Below are 18,440 nucleotides of genomic sequence, written 5' to 3' on the forward strand. Positions count from 1 at the left end.
ATTTATAAAAAACCATATGTGAAAAGTTGTCTTTTGCCAGTTCTATGCTATTGGGAATAAAATCAAGAAGTAAAGATGAAAAAATCACATTAACTTATTTACCTAGTATTTCAACACTGATTTCTTTCGCCAACCCAAGATCATTCGTATATTGTATGCCCAACATTTTTGTTGAAACAAACCAACCAACCCTTTAAAAAATAGGTATGCACATTGCAGTTGCGGGAAACATCGGAGCAGGAAAAACCACTTTAACAAAATTACTTTCGAAACATTATAAGTGGGAAGCTCACTTCGAAGATGTTGTCGATAATCCGTACCTAGATGATTTCTATACCCAAATGGAACGGTGGAGTTTCAACCTTCAAATCTATTTCCTAAACCATCGCTACCGCCAAATTCTTAAAATACGCGAATCGGGCAAAAGTATTATTCAAGATCGTACGATTTATGAAGATGCCTATATATTTGCACCGAATTTACATGCGATGGGCTTAATGACCAATCGCGATTTCACCAACTACTCAAGCCTTTTTGAATTGATGGAAAGCTTGGTTCAACCGCCTGATTTGTTGATTTACTTAAGGAGTTCAATTCCGAATCTAGTTAAACAGATACATAAACGCGGTCGCGAATATGAAAATACGATTTCAATCGACTATCTGAGTCGTTTGAATGAACGCTACGAAGCATGGGTTCATGGTTATGAAAAGGGAAATCTTTTAGTAATTGATGTCGATGATTTGGATTTTGTTGACAAGCCAGAAGATTTAGGTGAGATAATCAATAAAATCGACGCCGAAATCAACGGTTTATTCTAAAATGGTGAATAGCCTACTTGCCAGTACATCTACGATTTATGGTGGCACCTATTTAGATTATCTTTTTGACTCTCTTAAAAATCTTTACCAAGAAGTAGAGGAGATAGTTTTCATACCCTACGCAAGACCTAGCGGAATAACTTACACTGAATACACTAGTTTAGCAGAAATCGCATTTCAAAAAATTGGGAAACACATTCGAGGAATCCACACCTTTGAAAATCCAGTTCAAGCTATTCGCAATGCAGAAGGCATATTTACTGGAGGCGGGAATTCTTTTGTTTTGGTGTCAGAGCTTTATAATCAAAATCTGATTCCAGCACTCCAGGAAGTAATCAACAGTGGCACTCCATATTTAGGGACCAGTGCCGGAAGTAATATCGCCGGACCAAGTATACGGACTTCTAACGACATGCCCATTGTATACCCGCCTAGCTTTGCTACTTTGGGTATTGTTCCCTTTAATATTAATCCGCACTATTTAGACCCTATTCCGAATTCAAAGCACAAAGGGGAAACCAGAGAAACCCGAATCAAAGAATTTCACCAATTCAATGACATTCCCGTTATAGGTTTACGAGAAGGTAGCTGGATTCGGATTCAAAATCAACAAATTGTTTTAAAGGGCGAGGGACTAACCGCGCGGGGTTTTGAAAAAGATAAGACACCTTATGAAATTGAGGTTGAAACTGCATTGGATTACCTCAAGTAGAAAATTTTCGATTTCCTAAAATTATTTCCCTTTCCGAAAAACGCCTTTCGCTCATTGAAAAGCCAAGTTCCCTCATTCCGTATTCTTTCGGCACTTTTCTTGTGCTAGATTTATCTGAAACATTTAACAAGCCTAAAAACTAGCTATATCAATTCCGGATACTCGTATAGCGCTATTAAGGTCCTGAAATGAATTCAGGATTCAATGTTAAACCATTTCGCCAATTGGCGAACAAAAACCTTAAATGATGGAAGTAAAAAAGAATCCAAAAAAAGACTTGAACAAAAGCAGCGGTGTTTTCTTTGCTGCTGGACTAGCCATGGTGCTTGCTCTTACGTATGTTGCCCTAGAATGGAAAACATTTTATGGAACAGAATTCATAAATGTCGCCCAAAATGTTGACGAAGAGCTGATTGAAGAGTTAGAGTTATTTGAAATAGAGCAACCTAAACCACCAGAGCAACAAGCTGCTCCTGAAGTAATCGAAGTCGTTGAAGATGAAGTAGAAGTTGAAGAATCTGTTATTGAATCAACAGAAAGTGATGAAGATACAGAGGTCATGGAAGTAGAAGATGTTCAATTTGAAGAGGAACCCGTCGATGTTGAGGTGCCGTTTGCGGTAATCGAAAATGTGCCTGTTTTTCCAGGATGTGAGAACGAAAAAGACAAACGCGCTTGTTTCAATACGATGATGCAAAAACACATTGTCAAGAACTTTCGTTATCCTGAAATTGCGCAAGAAATGGGAGTTCAAGGCAGAGTCAGCGTAATGTTTACGATTCAAAAAGATGGAAGCATTGGAAATGTAAGAATGCGTGGCCCAGATAAGAATTTGGAGAAAGAGGCTGCTCGAATCATCGGTAAGTTGCCTAAGATGACGCCAGGTAATCAAAGAGGTACTCCTGTTCGGGTTCCATTTGCAATTCCGATTACTTTTAAATTGAGCAACTAAACCTGTTGGTTATGGAAGCAAAAAAGAATCCTAAGAAAGATTTGAACAAAAGCAGTGGAGTTTTCTTTGCTGCAGGAATGGTAATGGTGTTAGCTTTGACATATGTTGCTTTAGAATGGAAAACGTTTTACGGAAAAGAATATGATGTTAGTGAAAACATTATTTTAGAGTTAGTAGAGGAGGTACCAATTATTCGTTTAGAACCACCTCCGCCACCTCCACCACCTCCGGTTGCGCCCAAGGAAATTAAAGTTGTGGAAGATGATGACCCTATTATCGAATCATTCATCGATTTACCAGAACCAAACCAGGCTACGGAAGTAGCTATACTCGAAGATTTGGATTTTCAGATAGTACCGGAAGAAGTAGATGTCCCCTTTATCCTTGTAGAAGACGCGCCGGTGTTTCCTGGCTGTGAAAATGCATCTAATAAACGAGCATGTTTTAATACTAAAATGTTAAGACATATCAAGAAAACTTTTAGATATCCTGAGATAGCCCAAGAAATGGGAATTCAAGGTAAAGTTCATATGCATTTTATCATACAAAAAGACGGGAATATTGGAAATGTTCAAATAGTCCGCAGTCCCGATAAAAATTTGGGTGCAGAAGCTACAAGAATCATAAACAAATTGCCAAAAATGATACCAGGTAAGCAACGAGGGAATGCAGTAAGAGTGCCTTTTAGCATTCCAATCACCTTCGAGCTTCAATAAGTAATTGGCATAATCATTGAGCATTATAAAACCATCCCGCTATCCGAGGGATGGTTTTTTTATCCAGCTAAATCTAAAATATGAGACCAAAAAAGAATTTAGACAAAGATTTGAATCGAAAAAGTGGTTTGTACTTTGTATTGGGACTAGTAGTGATATTAGTTCTAATTTATATTGCTTTGGAGTGGAAAACTATTGCTGATACTAATGGTTTTGATTTGGGGTATTGAATTTCAAACGCAACGAACTACACCTCCCTTAATCCCTCCTTTCTAAGAGGGAAACTGTTATGAAGAAAAACTATCCAAAACAAAAAACCATCAGCTAACTCGCTGATGGTTTTTAAATATATCTTAAGAAAAGAAGTTTTATTTATTGACTTCCTTTTCGACTGTGATTTCAGTTTTATCACCATTCGTTTTTACTGAAGCATTTTCCAAAGTTTCAAGCTCTGCTTTTACCTCAGCTTCGCTTCCCTTTAAAATTTTCTTTTCAGAAACTTCTTTACCATTTACCGTTGAAGTAGTAGTGATTGTAGCTTCAGCCATATCAGCACTTTCAACATTCATGGTAATTTCAACCGTTGCCTTTTCTTTGTCATTCACATAGTCGGCAACTCCCGTGGCATTCATTGCAATACTCGGCGCGATTACTAAAGCTACAACAGACATCAACTTTAAAAGGATGTTCAAAGAAGGACCTGATGTATCTTTAAATGGATCTCCTACCGTATCACCAACAACGGCAGCTTTGTGAGCGTCAGAACCTTTACGTCCGTCAGATTCAATCATTTTTTTTGCATTATCCCATGCACCACCTGCGTTTGATTGGAAGATTGCCATTAGCACACCACAAGTAGTTACACCTGCAAGAAGTCCACCTAACATTTCAGCTCCTCCGATAAATCCAACAGCAACAGGAACAGCGATAGCCAATAAACCTGGCAATACCATTTCTTTGATAGATGCTTTTGTAGAAATATCAACACACTTGTCGTATTCAGCAACTCCGTCAGCTGCATCAAAAATAGCACGTTGTTCAGCTGAAGCTTTTGACATATCAGAATCAACAGCTCTCATTACTTCAAGTGCAGCTTTTAATTGAGGAATATCTCTAAACTGACGACGAACTTCTTCAATCATGGCCATTGCAGCGCGACCTACGGCGTTCATTGACAAGGCAGAGAATACAAAAGGAAGCATTCCACCAACTAATAATCCCGCCATAATTTTTGGCTGTGATACATCAATTGAACTTACGTTTGCTACTTTCATAAAGGCAGAAAACAAAGCTAATGCAGTCAAAGCAGCAGAAGCAATTGCGAAACCTTTACCTATTGCAGCAGTTGTATTACCAACAGCATCTAACTTATCAGTACGCTCACGTACTTCAGGATCTAATTCCGCCATCTCTGCAATACCACCGGCATTATCAGAAATTGGTCCGTATGCATCAACAGCTAATTGAATACCTGTATTTGCTAACATACCTACCGCAGCAATTGCTATACCATATAAACCTGCAAAGTGATGCGAGACTAAAATTGCCGCAGCAATCAATATAATTGGAATCATAGTAGACATCATACCTACACCTAAACCGGCAATAATATTTGTAGCAGCCCCTGTTTCAGATTGTGCAACAATTGAGTTCACTGGTTTTGTACCTGTACCCGTATAATATTCCGTAATTTTCCCAACACCTAAACCGGCAACAAGACCAGCTATTGTGGCCCAAAAAATTCCCATTGCACCATGAGGTAATCCTTCAACACTTTCAGGAATTAAAGCATTAATAATAAAATATGAAGCAGCAACCATAAGTACGGCTGACAAAAGTTCTCCAATATTCAATGCCGTTTGCGGATTTCCACCATCCTTAACTCTTACAAAGAAAGTTCCGATTATAGACATCAAAATACCTACCGCAGCTAATACCAATGGAAGATATACGGCACCTAAACCTGCAAAATCAGGAGTGATAATAAATGCACCCAATACCATAGTACCTATTATAGAACCTACATACGATTCAAATAAATCAGCACCCATACCGGCAACATCACCTACATTATCACCTACATTATCTGCAATTGTAGCAGGGTTCAAAGGATGATCTTCAGGAATACCTGCTTCAACCTTACCTACTAAATCCGCACCAACATCGGCAGCTTTCGTATAAATACCTCCACCAACTCTAGCAAAAAGTGCGATAGAAGATGCACCCAAAGAAAATCCAGAAAGAACATTCAATACCAAACCTAAGTTTTCAGCACCAGGCCAAATTGACTGGTAAGCCATGAATAAGCCGCTCAATCCTAAAACACCTAATCCTACAACACCAAGTCCCATAACGGCACCTCCGGCAAAAGCAACTTCCAAGGCCTTTCCTAATGAAGTTTTAGCAGCTTGCGTTGTTCTAACGTTGGCTTTGGTGGCAACTTTCATTCCAATAAACCCTGCTAAAGCAGAACAAATTGCCCCAACTATGAATGATACGGCAACCATTCCGTTTGATCCTACTTCATTACTTCCCTTGAAATACAGAAGAATAGCTACCGCTACCACAAAAATTGAAAGAATCTTATACTCTGCCTTTAAAAAAGACATGGCACCATCCGCAATGTTTTTTGCTATTCTTGCCATTTTGTCGTCACCTACTTCTTGCTTGGAAACCCACATGTTCTTGACAAATACAAAAAGCAGAGCCACTACTCCAAATACTGGTAATAATTGAATTACTAATTCCATTTTGTTTAGTTGTTTTTAAGTTTTTTTTAACGGCTGCTAAAGTACTAAAATCAAATAGAATAAAAAAAGCCACTTTTATTAGTAAAAGTGGCTTTTTAACATGTGAAAATTACCTATATGGTAAATGTCCGTTTCTTTTTATGCTCGCTTTCATCATAGCGTTTTACACATTCATGGTAAATTTTTCTAGCTTCCTCTGCATTTCCCCAGCCGCCAACATCAACCTTCTTTTTTTCCAAATCTTTATAAACTTGGAAGAAATGCTCAATTTCTTTTTTTCTATGCGGGTTTAAATCAGATAAGTCATTCTTCTGATTCCATATTGGGTCGGAAACAGGCACGCAGATTATTTTTTCATCTGGTCCTTTTTCATCGGCCATATGAAAAACTCCAATAGGCTTCACCTCAACAACCACCATTGGGTAAGTTGGCTCTGTACACATGACCAAAACATCTAAAGGGTCTTTATCGAGGGCCAAGGTCTCTGGAATAAACCCATAATCACCAGGGTACATCATCGATGAGAAAAGGGTTCTATCAAACCTGATTTTATTTAAGGTAAAATCATATTCATATTTGTTTCTACTTCCCTTTGGGATTTCAACTAGTACATCAAAGGTGATTTCTTTTTTAGACATTGCTATTATTTTTAGGGGTGCAAAGATAATCTAACGCTCAGTTTAGAGAATTGGTATCTATATTAAATGTAGGTTAAATAAGTGTGTGACTTTTACTGCTTGTACACTCATCCCTTAATCCCCCTCATGGGAGAGGGGAGACTCTTTTAAAAACTAAATCCGAAAGTTCCTGTTATGCCGAAAGGTCTTGCAGCCGGACTGTCTAAATAGTTCCCTCTGAAATTAAAGTCTATGCGCAACACTCTAAATATATTACCAACCCCCACAGAATACTCGTAGTAGATTCTATCAGATGGGGCTTGCAAGGGAGTATTGATAGATGCCGGAGCGCTCAATGCGATATTGGCGTCAGAGAGTTCGCCCCAAACTCCTCGTAGGGCAACAATCTCACGAAGATCTAACTTTCGTAAAAAGGGAATTCTAGAAAACAAGCGTCCGTTGAAATTATGCTGCAGATGCAATGATGCATACGTATCACTTACAAATTCATAAAAATCGAGATTTGTAAAGGTCCCGTAATTTGAGAAAATTGTCTGGTTTCCTGGGATAACATTTAAAAGCCCTAGTGGAACCTCTCCGAAGGTCTTTCCGACTTCTATGGTGCTAAAAAGCCTTCCGAAACCCCCTATTTGCCAAGGTTGCGAATAGGAAAATTGAAGCTTACTATAATCAAAGTCACTATCCCAAACACCTTCAATTCCTTTCGTATACTTTAATAACAAAGTACTGTAATTGTCATTAATGTCTCTACGTTCGACGCCATAACCTATGGTTCTCTTACCAGGAGTATAAATCAGCAAGGCATTAAAATCAAATTGTCGAATCTCTGATGCTATTCCCGTTGGGGAATCTCCATCTATATATTCCAGACTAAAATCATCGGGAAGCGCAGAACTCAAAGTCCGAAAAGTACCTCCTACCCCAATTCTTAGGTTAGTAATGGGCTCCATTTCTAAGCTAGCTGCACTCAGATTAATATTGGTCAATCTATTATTTGCACCAACTGTCAATACTGTAGACGAAGCGATGCTTCTACCCAAAACATCATTGGTTGCCGTCAAACTAACGCCTAGTTGTTCAATATCCCTTCGATTTCCCCCGGACAGAATCAGTCTGCTTTTTCTATCCAATAAAAACTTTCCTGCTAGACCATGCTTAAATTTATGGTCTGAAAATCCGTAAGCAGCATAACCTTCTAATCGCCAAAGGTCATTTTGGCCTCTATAGGTTCTTGCTCCGAGTCGAAAGCGATGTCCTTCGGCTTGATTAAATCCGTAGACATCATAAACTCGGCCGATGTCCATATCCCATTTGTCGATTTCAACATAGCCAGAACCCAAGATACTAGCTATATTGTAGAACGATTTAAACTTTGGAACCGTTCTTAATGTGTCTAGCAGTTTGTAAATTCCGGATTCATCCTTATTCAAGTCCTCTAATCGATTCTTTTCCCAAAAGGAATCATCTTGCACGATATCCAGAGGATCAAAAGGGTTTTTATCTGCCTTATAAAATTCCTTCGGCTTCTCCTCGTCAAACTTGTAATTATCAAATACGGTTGTTCTTTTACCGTATACCCCTCGTGATTTTTCCTTTTTCTGGAAACTGAAATCACTCAACATATAATCGCGCTTCAAAAGAAAAACAGAATCGTTGACCACATCAAATTCCTGTTCGATATAAATTTCCTTCACCCAGTTGATATTGGCACTTTTAGTTACCTCAAGATTAATGTTCTTTATAGCGTAGGTCGAATCATTTACCCAAAAATCCCCCTTAAAAGTCAATTCATTTTTACGTCTCGGATAGTATACAATATTGTAACACCATTTGTTATCGATATAGGCGCTATCACGTAATGCGTAGTTGTACGTATCAACCCCAGTTCTAGATAGGGGGCTAGTAAAACTCTTATCAAAAAACTTTAGGTAGTTGTCGTAGATATCATATTCTTGATATAAATCAGCGACGAAAGCAATTATAGCCTGATTGTTATCAAAACCGGAGTTTTTATTTCCTAGTATGTTTTCTTTCTCTTCTTTAAGGATATTATCTCCATGTACAGTGGAGAAGGTTTCATTCAAGAAAATCGGCAGGTAGGTCTTTCCGGTTATTCGGGAAGTATCTAGGTCTTGAAAAACAAATTCCAATCCCTTGAAAATCTTTCGCTTCATCAAGGCACTATCGATAGTATTCAAATCAAACTCCACCTTTTCGTATTTATCGTACGCATACTGGTCAAACCGTCGCAGTCCGTTGATACGTTTTTTTGCCCATATCTTCTTCAAAATGTCAACTGCTGGGTTGTTCTTCTTGGACTGTTTCCCAGAAATAACGGTTACTCCTTGTAACTGCTCAGTGGCTTCGACCATGGTGATTTTCATATCGTAATTCACCTTTGAAGTCAAAGAAATTTCTTGGTCTTCATAGCCGATAAACGAAATGATAAGTGTTTGGTAAGTACTGTCAGATTCCATATAAAAAACACCATTATCATTGGTAATAGTTCCCTCATTGGAATCTTTGAATATAACATTGGCGAAAGCAACGGGTTCACTAGTCTCATCTATGACCATACCACTTACTTTAGTTTGGGCATGAACGACTACCGAAAAGAATACCGCTAGGCTAAAAAGAAAATATTTCATTTGGTTTTCATGTTCTCGATACTGCTTTAACAAATAGTGTACCAATGTTTATACCATAAATACAGCAGATGTTAACAACAGTTGCATAAAGGAGCCTGATTCTTTTAAAATTAAAATGCTTCGCCAACTTTAAGTCGACGAAGCAAAGGTATCGTTACAAAAATAGTTGTCTTACTTATATAACACTTTCTTAACAGCGTTTATGACATCCGAATGATTTGGCAACCATTCCGCCAATAAAACAGGAGAATAAGGCGCAGGTGTATCTGCGGTATTTATTTTCTGAATCGGAGCATCTAAATAGTCGAAAGCATGTTGTTGCACATGAAAGGTAATCTCGGTTGCAACATTACCAAAAGGCCAAGCTTCCTCTAGAATTACCAATCTATTTGTTTTCTTTACCGATGTTAAGATAGCATTGTAATCCATCGGTTTTACGGTACGTAAATCAATGATTTCACAACTGATGCCCTCTTTTTCAAGTTCATCGGCGGCTTTATCCGCTTCTTTTATAATTTTTCCAAAGGAAACGATAGTTACATCGGTTCCAGCTCTTCGGATATCTGCCACTCCTAATGGAATCGTATATTCTCCTTCGGGAACTTCTCCTTTGTCACCGTACATTTGTTCAGATTCCATAAAAATAACTGGATCGTCATCACGGATAGCTGATTTCAATAAACCTTTCGCATCCGCCGGATTCGAGGGAACCACTACTTTCAATCCAGGACAATTTGCATACCAACTTTCAAAAGCCTGAGAATGCGTTGCCGCCAATTGGCCAGCGGAAGCCGTCGGACCTCTAAAAACAATAGGACAAGGAAACTGTCCGCCAGACATCTGACGAATTTTAGCAGCATTATTAATAATCTGGTCAATACCAACAAGGGCAAAATTGAAAGTCATGAATTCTATGATAGGTCGGTTACCAGTCATTGTAGAACCTACGCCAATTCCCGCAAAACCAAGTTCTGAGATGGGAGTATCAATAACTCTTTTCGCACCAAACTCATCTAGCATTCCTTTTGAAGCTTTGTAAGCGCCATTATATTCGGCAACTTCCTCGCCCATAAGGTAAATGGACTCGTCTCTTCTCATTTCTTCTGACATGGCCTCGCAAACGGCTTCTCGGAACTGTAATGTCTTCATATAAAATAGGTTTCTTGTTTGAACTAAAAACGCACGCAAAAATAGGAAAATATATGTCAAAAAACTGCTGCTTCAATTCAAAAAAAGTTACAAAATTTACTATGCATGCATAGTAAATTCAGAAATTAATACCTATCTTAGCGCGGTCATTTTTAAAGACTATTTATCTATGAAAATATTAGTGTGTATTAGTAATGTACCGGATACAACATCCAAAATAAATTTTACCGATGGTGACACAAAGTTCGATACCAACGGAGTACAGTTTGTAATCAATCCTAATGATGAATTCGGGCTTACAAGAGCCATGTGGTTTAAAGAAAAACAAGGTGCTACGGTTCATGTGGCAAATGTTGGAGGACCGACTACTGAACCCACCATTAGAAAAGCACTTGCCATTGGTGCCGATGAAGCAATTCGCGTAAATGCGGAACCAACAGATGGTTTTTTTGTAGCTCAGCAATTAGCAGAGGTTGTGAAAAATGGAGGATATGATTTGGTTATCGCAGGTCGTGAATCAATTGATTATAATGGAGGTATGGTACCTGGCATTTTGGCTACTTTACTTGATATGAACTTTGTAAATACCTGCATCAGCCTGGAAGTTGATGGAAACAATGCAACCGCCATGCGCGAAATAGATGGAGGAAAAGAAAAAATCTCCACAAGTCTACCTTTAGTAATAGGTGGTCAAAAAGGCTTGGTTGAGGAGAGTGACTTGAGAATACCTAACATGCGTGGTATAATGATGGCAAGAAAAAAAGCGCTCAACGTAATTGAACCTGTTGATGCTGCCAAAGCTACCCAAGATGCCAAATTCGAAAAGCCAGCTGCGAAAGGCGCTGTCAAATTGGTTGATAATGTAGATGATTTAATTAACCTTCTTCATAACGAAGCAAAAGCAATCTAAAAAATTATGTCAGTAGTAGTATATACAGAATCAGAAAACGGAAAATTTAAGAAGAATGCTTTTGAGGTTGCATCGTATGCAAAAGCAGTTGCTGACCAATTAGGCACTTCTGTCACTGCAATTTCGTTCAATAGTTCAGAGAATGATAGTCTAGGCGTCTACGGGGTTTCAAAAGTTTTAAATGTTTCCAGTGACAACTTAAATACCTTTAACGCTAAGGCGTATGCAAATGCGATAAGTGAAGCTGTAACAAAAGAAGGTGCTTCTGTACTCATTGTAAGTTCGAGTACAGATACAAAGTTTCTTGCTCCTTTGGTTGCGGGAAAATTGAAAGCAGGTTACGTTCCTAATGTTGTTGCTGCTCCGGAAGGAACGAGTCCCTTTACGGTGAAACGAACGGCTTTTAGTAACAAAGGTTTCGCTCACACCAAAATCAGTTCAGACATAAAGATAATAGGTGTTTCAAATAATTCTTTTGGTGCTCACGAAAATGGAGATACTGTTTCAGTTGAAGATTTTAGTCCATCATTAAGCGACGCCGACTTCTCTACAAAATCGGTAGAAGTTGACAAGGTAGTTGGAAAAGCGACTATTGCAGATGCCGATATCGTTGTTTCTGCAGGAAGAGGATTGAAAGGTCCTGAAAACTGGGGAATGATAGAAGAATTGGCTGATGTTTTAGGCGCAGCAACGGCATGTTCGAAACCAGTTTCCGACTTGGGATGGCGGCCTCACGGAGAACACGTAGGTCAAACGGGAAAACCAGTAGCCAGTAACCTTTATATTGCTATAGGAATTTCTGGTGCGATTCAACATTTAGCAGGAGTAAGTTCTTCGAAAACAAAAGTAGTCATTAATACAGACCCGGAAGCTCCTTTCTTTAAAGCAGCTGATTATGGTATTGTGGGTGATGCCTTCGAAGTTGTACCACAGCTTATCGAAAAATTAAAGGAATTTAAAGCGCAAAACGCTTAAATTTTGTTAATTTGCCCCTCATAAAGGGCTGTTCAAACTAATTGGTCATCCCTTTTTGTTTGAACAGCCTTTCTTAGTTTAAAACGTCTATGAGTCTAGTACGGTTAAAAATAAAAGGTATATCCTATAGCCAAACCCAAAATGGGGCTTATGCCCTTATTTTGAATGAAGTTGAAGGAGACCGAAAACTTCCTATCGTCATCGGTGCTTTTGAAGCGCAATCCATTGCAATTGCTTTGGAAAAAGAAATCAAACCCCCGCGACCATTGACTCATGACTTATTCAAAAACTTTTCTGACCGATTTGATATTGTTATCAAACAGGTCATTATTCATAAATTGGTAGATGGGGTCTTCTACTCAAGTATTATCTGCGAACGTGATAAGATTGAAGAAATTATTGATGCCCGCACAAGTGATGCCATAGCATTAGCGTTGCGTTTCAGTGCGCCCATTTTTACTTACAAAACGATTTTAGATAAGGCCGGAATCTTCTTGAAGTTTTCTTCTAAGGATAAAGACAAAGATGAGAATGACGATAGTATTATGGTCGATGAAATCTTACAGGAAGGGGAAACTGTTGAAATCGAACAAGGTGCTACTGATGGTTACACTGAGCTTACCATAGATGAGCTGAATAAAGAGCTAGACAAAGCAGTGGCCAATGAAGATTACGAAAAAGCTGCCAAACTACGGGACGAGATTTCCAAACGAAACTAAACCAATCAACGCAAGTATTTATGAAAACCCGACTATGGATTCTTCTGCTTGTATTATTCATTTGCTTTCCATCGATTGCCCAAGATAGTGTTCATACTGAGGTTATGCCTTTAATTGAAACTGCGGCCAGTAATGATGTTGAAAAAATAAATCCGAATGAGGGATTTTCCATCGGTAGTTTGTGGCGTGGAATTTTGGGAATGATAGTTCTTTTATTAGTTGCTATTGCATTTAGTTCAAATAGAAAAGCAATCAATTGGAAAACAGCGGCTATTGGTTTAGGCATTCAGTTATTGCTAGCAATTGGCATTTTAAAAATACCTTTTGTAAGAGATATTTTCTCTTTCCTTGGTAAAATATTTAATGAAATATTGAATTTTACGATTGCAGGAAGTGAGTTTTTATTGGGAAATCTTCTGAATCTCGACAACCCAAATATTGGGTATATTTTTGCTTTTCAAATACTCCCAACTATAATATTCTTTTCTGCATTAACTTCGGTACTTTTTTATTTAGGAATTATTCAAAAAGTTGTCAAGGGTCTTGCTTGGTTACTAACCAAATCATTAGGCATTTCTGGAGCCGAAGGTCTTTCCGTAGCGGGAAATATTTTTCTTGGTCAAACGGAGGCACCCCTCATGATTAAAGCCTATTTAGAAAAGATGAACAAATCGGAAATTCTTCTGGTAATGATTGGTGGAATGGCCACGGTTGCTGGAGGGGTATTAGCAGCTTATATTGGTTTTCTTGGAGGTAACGATGAACAACTGCGATTAGAATTTGCAAGGCATTTAATTGCAGCATCAGTAATGGCTGCTCCCGGAGCAATTGTAATTTCAAAAATACTTTACCCTCAAACAGAATCTATTAACACGGATATCAGCGTCTCGAATGAAAAGATAGGCTCTAATCTCTTGGATGCTATATCTAATGGTACCACGGAAGGATTAAAACTGGCCGTAAATGTAGGCGCTATGCTTCTTGTATTTGTTGCTTTTATTGCCATGTTAAATGGAATTTTCGGTTGGTTTGGAGATATTACATCTATTAATGAATGGGTAGCTGAAAATTCAGCATACGACAAACTTTCTCTAGAAGCTATACTAGGTACTATTTTTGCTCCTCTAATGTGGTTAATAGGTGTTGCAAAAGAAGATATTATGTTGATGGGACAACTTTTAGGCATCAAACTGGCATCCAGCGAATTTGTAGGTTATACACAATTGGCTGAACTTAAAAATATGTCAAATACAACTCATTTCACTTTCAACAAATCAGTAATCATGGCGACTTATATGCTCTGCGGATTTGCAAACTTTGCTTCAATCGGAATACAAATTGGAGGAATCGGTTCTCTTGCCCCTAGCCAAAGAAAAACACTTTCAGAATTTGGCTTAAAAGCTGTATTAGGAGGCTCTCTTGCATCTCTACTATCAGCAACAATTGCTGGAATGATATTGGGTTAAACTTCGTTGATAACCTTTTGATAAAATCAGTATAAAAAAACTTCTTTTCAGTCATCGTTTTTCTACTTTAGTCATCCACAAAAAAGACCGCGATGAAACAGTATCATGATCTTCTTAAACATGTCCTAGAAACCGGAAACCAAAAAGGCGACCGCACAGGTACGGGAACCGTTAGCGTTTTCGGACACCAAATGCGTTTTGACCTTAGCGAAGGTTTTCCTATGGTGACGACAAAGAAGTTGCATTTGAAATCTATAGTTTATGAATTATTGTGGTTTCTAAAGGGGGATACCAACGTTAAATACCTTCAAGAAAACGGAGTACGTATTTGGAATGAATGGGCCGATGAAAATGGAGATTTAGGTCCCGTTTATGGATATCAATGGCGTAACTGGAATGGTGATGAAATTGACCAAATCAAAGAAGTAATTGCCTCCCTAAAAAGCAACCCGAATAGCAGGCGTATGTTGGTTTCTGCATGGAACCCAAGCGTACTGCCTGATACATCGAAATCTTTCTCCGACAATGTTGCGAATGGAAAAGCGGCACTTCCACCTTGTCATGCTTTCTTTCAGTTTTATGTAGCGGACGGGAAACTTTCGTGTCAGTTATATCAACGAAGCGCCGATATCTTTTTAGGCGTTCCTTTCAATATTGCTTCTTATGCCTTGTTCACGATGATGATGGCACAAGTCTGTGGTTATGAAGCAGGGGAATTTATCCATACATTTGGCGATGCCCATATTTATAATAATCATATGGAACAGGTGGAATTGCAATTGGGTCGTGAACCACGTGCACTTCCTAAAATGATTCTGAATCCTGAAGTAAAAGATATCTTCGATTTTAAATTTGAAGATTTCACGCTTCTGGATTATCACCCGCATCCACATATCAAAGGGGTTGTTGCGGTTTAACAGGCTCTTAACTTTAGAAACTTTCCGTACATCGGCATTTTCTTATCTTTAGGGTAAAATTGTCTTAATGATTCTTACCGATTCCCTACTCGATTTCTTTCTAGAAACCCGAAAACATACCGAAGACATTTGTACCCCTTTAGAAATTGAAGATTATGTGGTGCAACCCATTGTCGATGTTTCTCCCCCCAAATGGCATTTAGGGCATACGACATGGTTTTTTGAGGAATTTATCCTCAAAACCCATGCGAAAGGGTATCAAATTTTCGACGAAGATTTCTCTTTTGTCTTTAATAGCTACTATGAAACCGTAGGCAAACGCGTCGTCCGTTCTGACCGTGGAAACCTATCTAGGCCGTCTGTCCAGAAAGTATATGATTATCGCCATTATGTGACTTCGGCGATGAAGGAATTGTTTTCTGAGAACCAGAATCAGGATCTTCATGATGTACTTGAAATTGGTATTCATCACGAAAAACAACATCAAGAATTATTGTTGACCGATATCAAGTTTATTCTCGGGAATAATCCTTTGTTGCCTACATACTCAAATGATTTTCAAGAACATCCCATAGAAAAACAGCATCAAGAATGGATTTCTTTAGAAGAAGGTATTTATGAAATCGGACACAATTCCGAAGACTTCTGTTATGACAATGAATTAGGAAGACATAAGGTTTATTTACATTCCTATGAGATATCCAATAAACTGGTTACTAATCAAGAATATATAGATTTCATTTCTGCAGGAGGATACAAGAAATTTGACCTCTGGCATGCCGAGGGCTGGGATTGGGTTTTGAAGAACAAAATCGAAGCACCTTTGTATTGGCATGATATAAACGGAGATTGGCATTATTATTCCCTAAAGGGATTACAAAAAGTAGAATTGGATGCCCCTATAACTCATATCTCTTATTTCGAAGCTTTTGCTTTTGCTCAATGGAAAGGATGTAGGTTACCCACCGAATTTGAATGGGAAGCTGCCCAGCGATTCTTTCCCTGGGGAAAACGATGGGAATGGACGGAAAGCGCCTACCTGCCTTATCCCAATTATACCAAGGCCGATGGTGCTTTAGGAGAATATAATGGTAAATTCATGGTAAATCAGAAAGTACTTCGAGGCGGTTCGGTAGCAACTCCGATAAAACATACGAGATCAACTTATCGTAACTTTTTCCAAACCAATTTACGTTGGCAATTCACCGGTTTTCGATTGGCAAAATAATTTCAGCCCCACAACGTATAGTTTTACCAGAAAGAACGACATATTTTTTATGCAAGAACAAACAGAAACGCTATTTGAAACTCCATTTGAGGAAGAAGTTCATACAGGACTAACCGATTACCCCAAACATCTTTCCTCAAAATACTTTTACGACGAAAAAGGGGATAAACTATTTCAGGATATTATGAATATGCCTGAATATTATCTTACAGATGCGGAGTTTGATATTTTTTCGACTAAAACCGAGAAAATAACTCAGCTTTTTTCCAAGGATTCCGAAAGTTTCAATCTCATTGAACTTGGCGCGGGAGACGGAAAGAAAACCAAAATTTTATTACAAAATCTGGTTGAAAATAAAGCCAATTTTAAATACCTCCCAATTGATATCAGTCCAAATGTGCTGGACCAATTATCAAGTTCCCTTAAGACTGAAATTCCAGAAGTAGTTGTTAAACCGGAACAAGGCACCTATTTTGAAGCCTTAGAAAATATAGCTTCTCTTACCGATGAAAAAAAGGTGATTCTTTTTCTTGGGTCTAATATTGGCAACCTTCTACATCCACAGGCCATTGATTTTTTGACACAGGTTCGAGAACTTATGCACAAAGATGATTTGTTTTTTGTTGGTTTTGACCAAAAGAAAAATCCGCAAACCATACTTGATGCTTATAATGATTCAACAGGAATTACAGCTGCTTTTAATAAAAATGTGCTTACACGAATTAATTCCGAATTAGAGGGCAACTTTGATTTAGACAAATTCCTCCATTGGGAAGTATATGACCCTGAGACTGGTACTGCCAAGAGTTATTTGGTGGCCAAAGAGACACAGGTGATTGCGATAAAGAAACTTGATTTAGAGGTTGAATTTGCGCAATGGGAAACTATTCACACTGAAATTTCTCAGAAATATGACGACAAAACCATAGAATGGCTTGCTGAAAAGTCAGGCTTACAAGTAGAAACTCAATTTACTGATTCGAAAAATCAGTATAAGAACTACGTATTTATAAGAGCATAACAGATTCCCGCCTTCGCGAGAATAACAATAAATAACCTATTTATGAAAGCAATTTGGAATAACACCGTAATAGCAGAAAGTGACGATACCGTTGTTGTAGAAAACAATCATTACTTTCCAGCTGATAGCATTAAGAAAGAATTCTTTAAAGGTTCTGAAACGCATACTACCTGCCCTTGGAAAGGGCAAGCACATTACTATTCTCTAATAGTTGATGGAAAAGAAAATACCGATGCGGCCTGGTTCTATCCTGAGGTGAGCGAACTTGCTAAAGGCATCAAAGGAAGAGTCGCCTTTTGGAAAGGGGTTACGGTACAAAAATAGAAACTTTTTAAAATAAAAAAGCCAAGATGTCATAAACACCTTGGCTTCAATTTTTTCAAGTCCCTCCTACAATTCTAAAACTGCATTTTCAGAACCTGCATAATCGTTCCATTGGTAACGATCAGCTTCTGCTTCGTTTACGTAATTACCATCAATAATATACTTAAACTCGTAAGCATTCTCCTTTGGCAAATCAAAAGTACCTTTAAAAGTTCCGTTTTTCAACTTTTTCAAAGTGCTTGCTTTGTTTGCTTTCCAGTTATTGAAATCGCCAACTACCGTTACTTTTTTTGCTTCTTCCGCTGGCACTGTAAAAGTAACTTTACATACCGGCTTTGTTTTTAAATACTGTTTTGCTATTCCCATGATACTAAATTTTTAGACCTAACTGTGGTTAAATTCAGTGCAAATCTAAAGCATTAAAACGCTCATTTACAATGACTAATATCATTTTTGTCGATTTCGTAATATTTAGATAACAATTAACACCTCCT

General features: G+C 38.2%; 18 protein-coding genes. 13 read left to right on the forward strand and 5 right to left on the reverse strand.

Annotated features, from left to right (window positions below):
* The first annotated feature begins 206 nt into the window (after nucleotides 1-206).
* The 5 genes from FEE95_RS16770 to FEE95_RS22180 all read left to right on the forward strand — a co-directional run bounded on the left by FEE95_RS16770 (nucleotide 207) and on the right by FEE95_RS22180 (nucleotide 3,431).
* Nucleotides 207-821, forward strand: coding sequence for a deoxynucleoside kinase (locus FEE95_RS16770; RefSeq protein ID WP_138659135.1), 615 nt, complete (start codon nucleotides 207-209; stop codon nucleotides 819-821).
* Between the two features lies 1 nt (nucleotide 822).
* Entirely contained in the window at nucleotides 823-1,533 is a 711-nt protein-coding gene (gene pepE / locus FEE95_RS16775; protein WP_138659136.1) for a dipeptidase PepE, read from the forward strand.
* A 247-nt stretch (nucleotides 1,534-1,780) separates the two neighbouring features.
* Entirely contained in the window at nucleotides 1,781-2,485 is a 705-nt protein-coding gene (locus tag FEE95_RS16780; RefSeq protein WP_138659228.1) for an energy transducer TonB, read from the forward strand.
* 11 nt (nucleotides 2,486-2,496) lie between these two features.
* Nucleotides 2,497-3,201, forward strand: a complete 705-nt coding sequence (locus FEE95_RS16785) for an energy transducer TonB (RefSeq protein WP_138659137.1) — start codon at nucleotides 2,497-2,499, stop codon at nucleotides 3,199-3,201.
* An 80-nt stretch (nucleotides 3,202-3,281) separates the two neighbouring features.
* Nucleotides 3,282-3,431, forward strand: coding sequence for a hypothetical protein (locus FEE95_RS22180; protein WP_171037074.1), 150 nt, complete (start codon nucleotides 3,282-3,284; stop codon nucleotides 3,429-3,431).
* Nucleotides 3,432-3,569: 138 nt separating this feature from the next.
* On the opposite strand, the gene FEE95_RS16790 is transcribed toward FEE95_RS22180, so the two are convergent.
* From FEE95_RS16790 to FEE95_RS16805, 4 genes are all read right to left on the reverse strand, one after another.
* Nucleotides 3,570-5,951: a sodium-translocating pyrophosphatase gene (locus FEE95_RS16790; RefSeq protein ID WP_138659138.1), complete on the reverse strand. Its 2,382-nt coding sequence runs from the start codon at nucleotides 5,949-5,951 to the stop codon at nucleotides 3,570-3,572.
* Nucleotides 5,952-6,064: 113 nt separating this feature from the next.
* Complete coding sequence (locus FEE95_RS16795; protein WP_138659139.1) at nucleotides 6,065-6,589, reverse strand: inorganic diphosphatase; 525 nt, start codon at nucleotides 6,587-6,589, stop codon at nucleotides 6,065-6,067.
* Nucleotides 6,590-6,735: 146 nt separating this feature from the next.
* Complete coding sequence (locus tag FEE95_RS16800) at nucleotides 6,736-9,237, reverse strand: DUF5686 family protein (RefSeq protein ID WP_138659140.1); 2,502 nt, start codon at nucleotides 9,235-9,237, stop codon at nucleotides 6,736-6,738.
* A gap of 171 nt (nucleotides 9,238-9,408) precedes the next feature.
* Complete coding sequence (locus FEE95_RS16805) at nucleotides 9,409-10,386, reverse strand: pyruvate dehydrogenase complex E1 component subunit beta (RefSeq protein WP_138659141.1); 978 nt, start codon at nucleotides 10,384-10,386, stop codon at nucleotides 9,409-9,411.
* A gap of 169 nt (nucleotides 10,387-10,555) precedes the next feature.
* On the opposite strand from FEE95_RS16805, the gene FEE95_RS16810 reads away from it, so the two are divergent.
* From FEE95_RS16810 to FEE95_RS16845, 8 genes are all read left to right on the forward strand, one after another.
* Nucleotides 10,556-11,296: an electron transfer flavoprotein subunit beta/FixA family protein gene (locus FEE95_RS16810; protein ID WP_138659142.1), complete on the forward strand. Its 741-nt coding sequence runs from the start codon at nucleotides 10,556-10,558 to the stop codon at nucleotides 11,294-11,296.
* Between the two features lie 6 nt (nucleotides 11,297-11,302).
* The gene (locus tag FEE95_RS16815; RefSeq protein WP_138659143.1) at nucleotides 11,303-12,271 is read left to right on the forward strand and encodes an electron transfer flavoprotein subunit alpha/FixB family protein; all 969 of its coding nucleotides are present in this window, start codon (nucleotides 11,303-11,305) and stop codon (nucleotides 12,269-12,271) included.
* Between the two features lie 89 nt (nucleotides 12,272-12,360).
* Complete coding sequence (locus tag FEE95_RS16820; RefSeq protein WP_138659144.1) at nucleotides 12,361-12,990, forward strand: bifunctional nuclease family protein; 630 nt, start codon at nucleotides 12,361-12,363, stop codon at nucleotides 12,988-12,990.
* Nucleotides 12,991-13,010: 20 nt separating this feature from the next.
* On the forward strand, nucleotides 13,011-14,456 hold the full coding sequence (locus tag FEE95_RS16825; RefSeq protein WP_138659145.1) for a NupC/NupG family nucleoside CNT transporter: 1,446 nt from the start codon (nucleotides 13,011-13,013) through the stop codon (nucleotides 14,454-14,456).
* Nucleotides 14,457-14,548: 92 nt separating this feature from the next.
* Nucleotides 14,549-15,373, forward strand: coding sequence for a thymidylate synthase (locus FEE95_RS16830; protein WP_138659146.1), 825 nt, complete (start codon nucleotides 14,549-14,551; stop codon nucleotides 15,371-15,373).
* Nucleotides 15,374-15,440: 67 nt separating this feature from the next.
* Nucleotides 15,441-16,601, forward strand: a complete 1,161-nt coding sequence (gene egtB, locus FEE95_RS16835; protein WP_138659147.1) for an ergothioneine biosynthesis protein EgtB — start codon at nucleotides 15,441-15,443, stop codon at nucleotides 16,599-16,601.
* Nucleotides 16,602-16,650: 49 nt separating this feature from the next.
* A complete protein-coding gene (gene egtD, locus FEE95_RS16840; protein WP_138659148.1) occupies nucleotides 16,651-17,622 on the forward strand; it encodes an L-histidine N(alpha)-methyltransferase in 972 nt (323 codons plus the stop codon).
* Between the two features lie 42 nt (nucleotides 17,623-17,664).
* On the forward strand, nucleotides 17,665-17,946 hold the full coding sequence (locus FEE95_RS16845; RefSeq protein WP_138659149.1) for a DUF427 domain-containing protein: 282 nt from the start codon (nucleotides 17,665-17,667) through the stop codon (nucleotides 17,944-17,946).
* A 66-nt stretch (nucleotides 17,947-18,012) separates the two neighbouring features.
* Here FEE95_RS16845 and FEE95_RS16850 read toward each other — a convergent pair whose 3' ends face one another.
* Complete coding sequence (locus FEE95_RS16850; RefSeq protein WP_138659150.1) at nucleotides 18,013-18,312, reverse strand: isoamylase early set domain-containing protein; 300 nt, start codon at nucleotides 18,310-18,312, stop codon at nucleotides 18,013-18,015.
* Nucleotides 18,313-18,440: the final 128 nt, after the last annotated feature.

The sequence above is a fragment of the Maribacter algarum (ex Zhang et al. 2020) genome, assembly GCF_005885635.1.
GTDB lineage: Bacteria > Bacteroidota > Bacteroidia > Flavobacteriales > Flavobacteriaceae > Maribacter_C > Maribacter_C algarum.

Coding starts and splice junctions, on each gene's coding strand:
- FEE95_RS16770 (WP_138659135.1), top strand. CDS start 207: ATGCACATTGCAGTTGCGGGAAACATCGGAGCAGGAAAAACCACTTTA.
- pepE (WP_138659136.1), top strand. CDS start 823: ATGGTGAATAGCCTACTTGCCAGTACATCTACGATTTATGGTGGCACC.
- FEE95_RS16780 (WP_138659228.1), top strand. CDS start 1,781: ATGGAAGTAAAAAAGAATCCAAAAAAAGACTTGAACAAAAGCAGCGGT.
- FEE95_RS16785 (WP_138659137.1), top strand. CDS start 2,497: ATGGAAGCAAAAAAGAATCCTAAGAAAGATTTGAACAAAAGCAGTGGA.
- FEE95_RS22180 (WP_171037074.1), top strand. CDS start 3,282: ATGAGACCAAAAAAGAATTTAGACAAAGATTTGAATCGAAAAAGTGGT.
- FEE95_RS16790 (WP_138659138.1), bottom strand. CDS start 5,951: ATGGAATTAGTAATTCAATTATTACCAGTATTTGGAGTAGTGGCTCTG.
- FEE95_RS16795 (WP_138659139.1), bottom strand. CDS start 6,589: ATGTCTAAAAAAGAAATCACCTTTGATGTACTAGTTGAAATCCCAAAG.
- FEE95_RS16800 (WP_138659140.1), bottom strand. CDS start 9,237: ATGAAATATTTTCTTTTTAGCCTAGCGGTATTCTTTTCGGTAGTCGTT.
- FEE95_RS16805 (WP_138659141.1), bottom strand. CDS start 10,386: ATGAAGACATTACAGTTCCGAGAAGCCGTTTGCGAGGCCATGTCAGAA.
- FEE95_RS16810 (WP_138659142.1), top strand. CDS start 10,556: ATGAAAATATTAGTGTGTATTAGTAATGTACCGGATACAACATCCAAA.
- FEE95_RS16815 (WP_138659143.1), top strand. CDS start 11,303: ATGTCAGTAGTAGTATATACAGAATCAGAAAACGGAAAATTTAAGAAG.
- FEE95_RS16820 (WP_138659144.1), top strand. CDS start 12,361: ATGAGTCTAGTACGGTTAAAAATAAAAGGTATATCCTATAGCCAAACC.
- FEE95_RS16825 (WP_138659145.1), top strand. CDS start 13,011: ATGAAAACCCGACTATGGATTCTTCTGCTTGTATTATTCATTTGCTTT.
- FEE95_RS16830 (WP_138659146.1), top strand. CDS start 14,549: ATGAAACAGTATCATGATCTTCTTAAACATGTCCTAGAAACCGGAAAC.
- egtB (WP_138659147.1), top strand. CDS start 15,441: ATGATTCTTACCGATTCCCTACTCGATTTCTTTCTAGAAACCCGAAAA.
- egtD (WP_138659148.1), top strand. CDS start 16,651: ATGCAAGAACAAACAGAAACGCTATTTGAAACTCCATTTGAGGAAGAA.
- FEE95_RS16845 (WP_138659149.1), top strand. CDS start 17,665: ATGAAAGCAATTTGGAATAACACCGTAATAGCAGAAAGTGACGATACC.
- FEE95_RS16850 (WP_138659150.1), bottom strand. CDS start 18,312: ATGGGAATAGCAAAACAGTATTTAAAAACAAAGCCGGTATGTAAAGTT.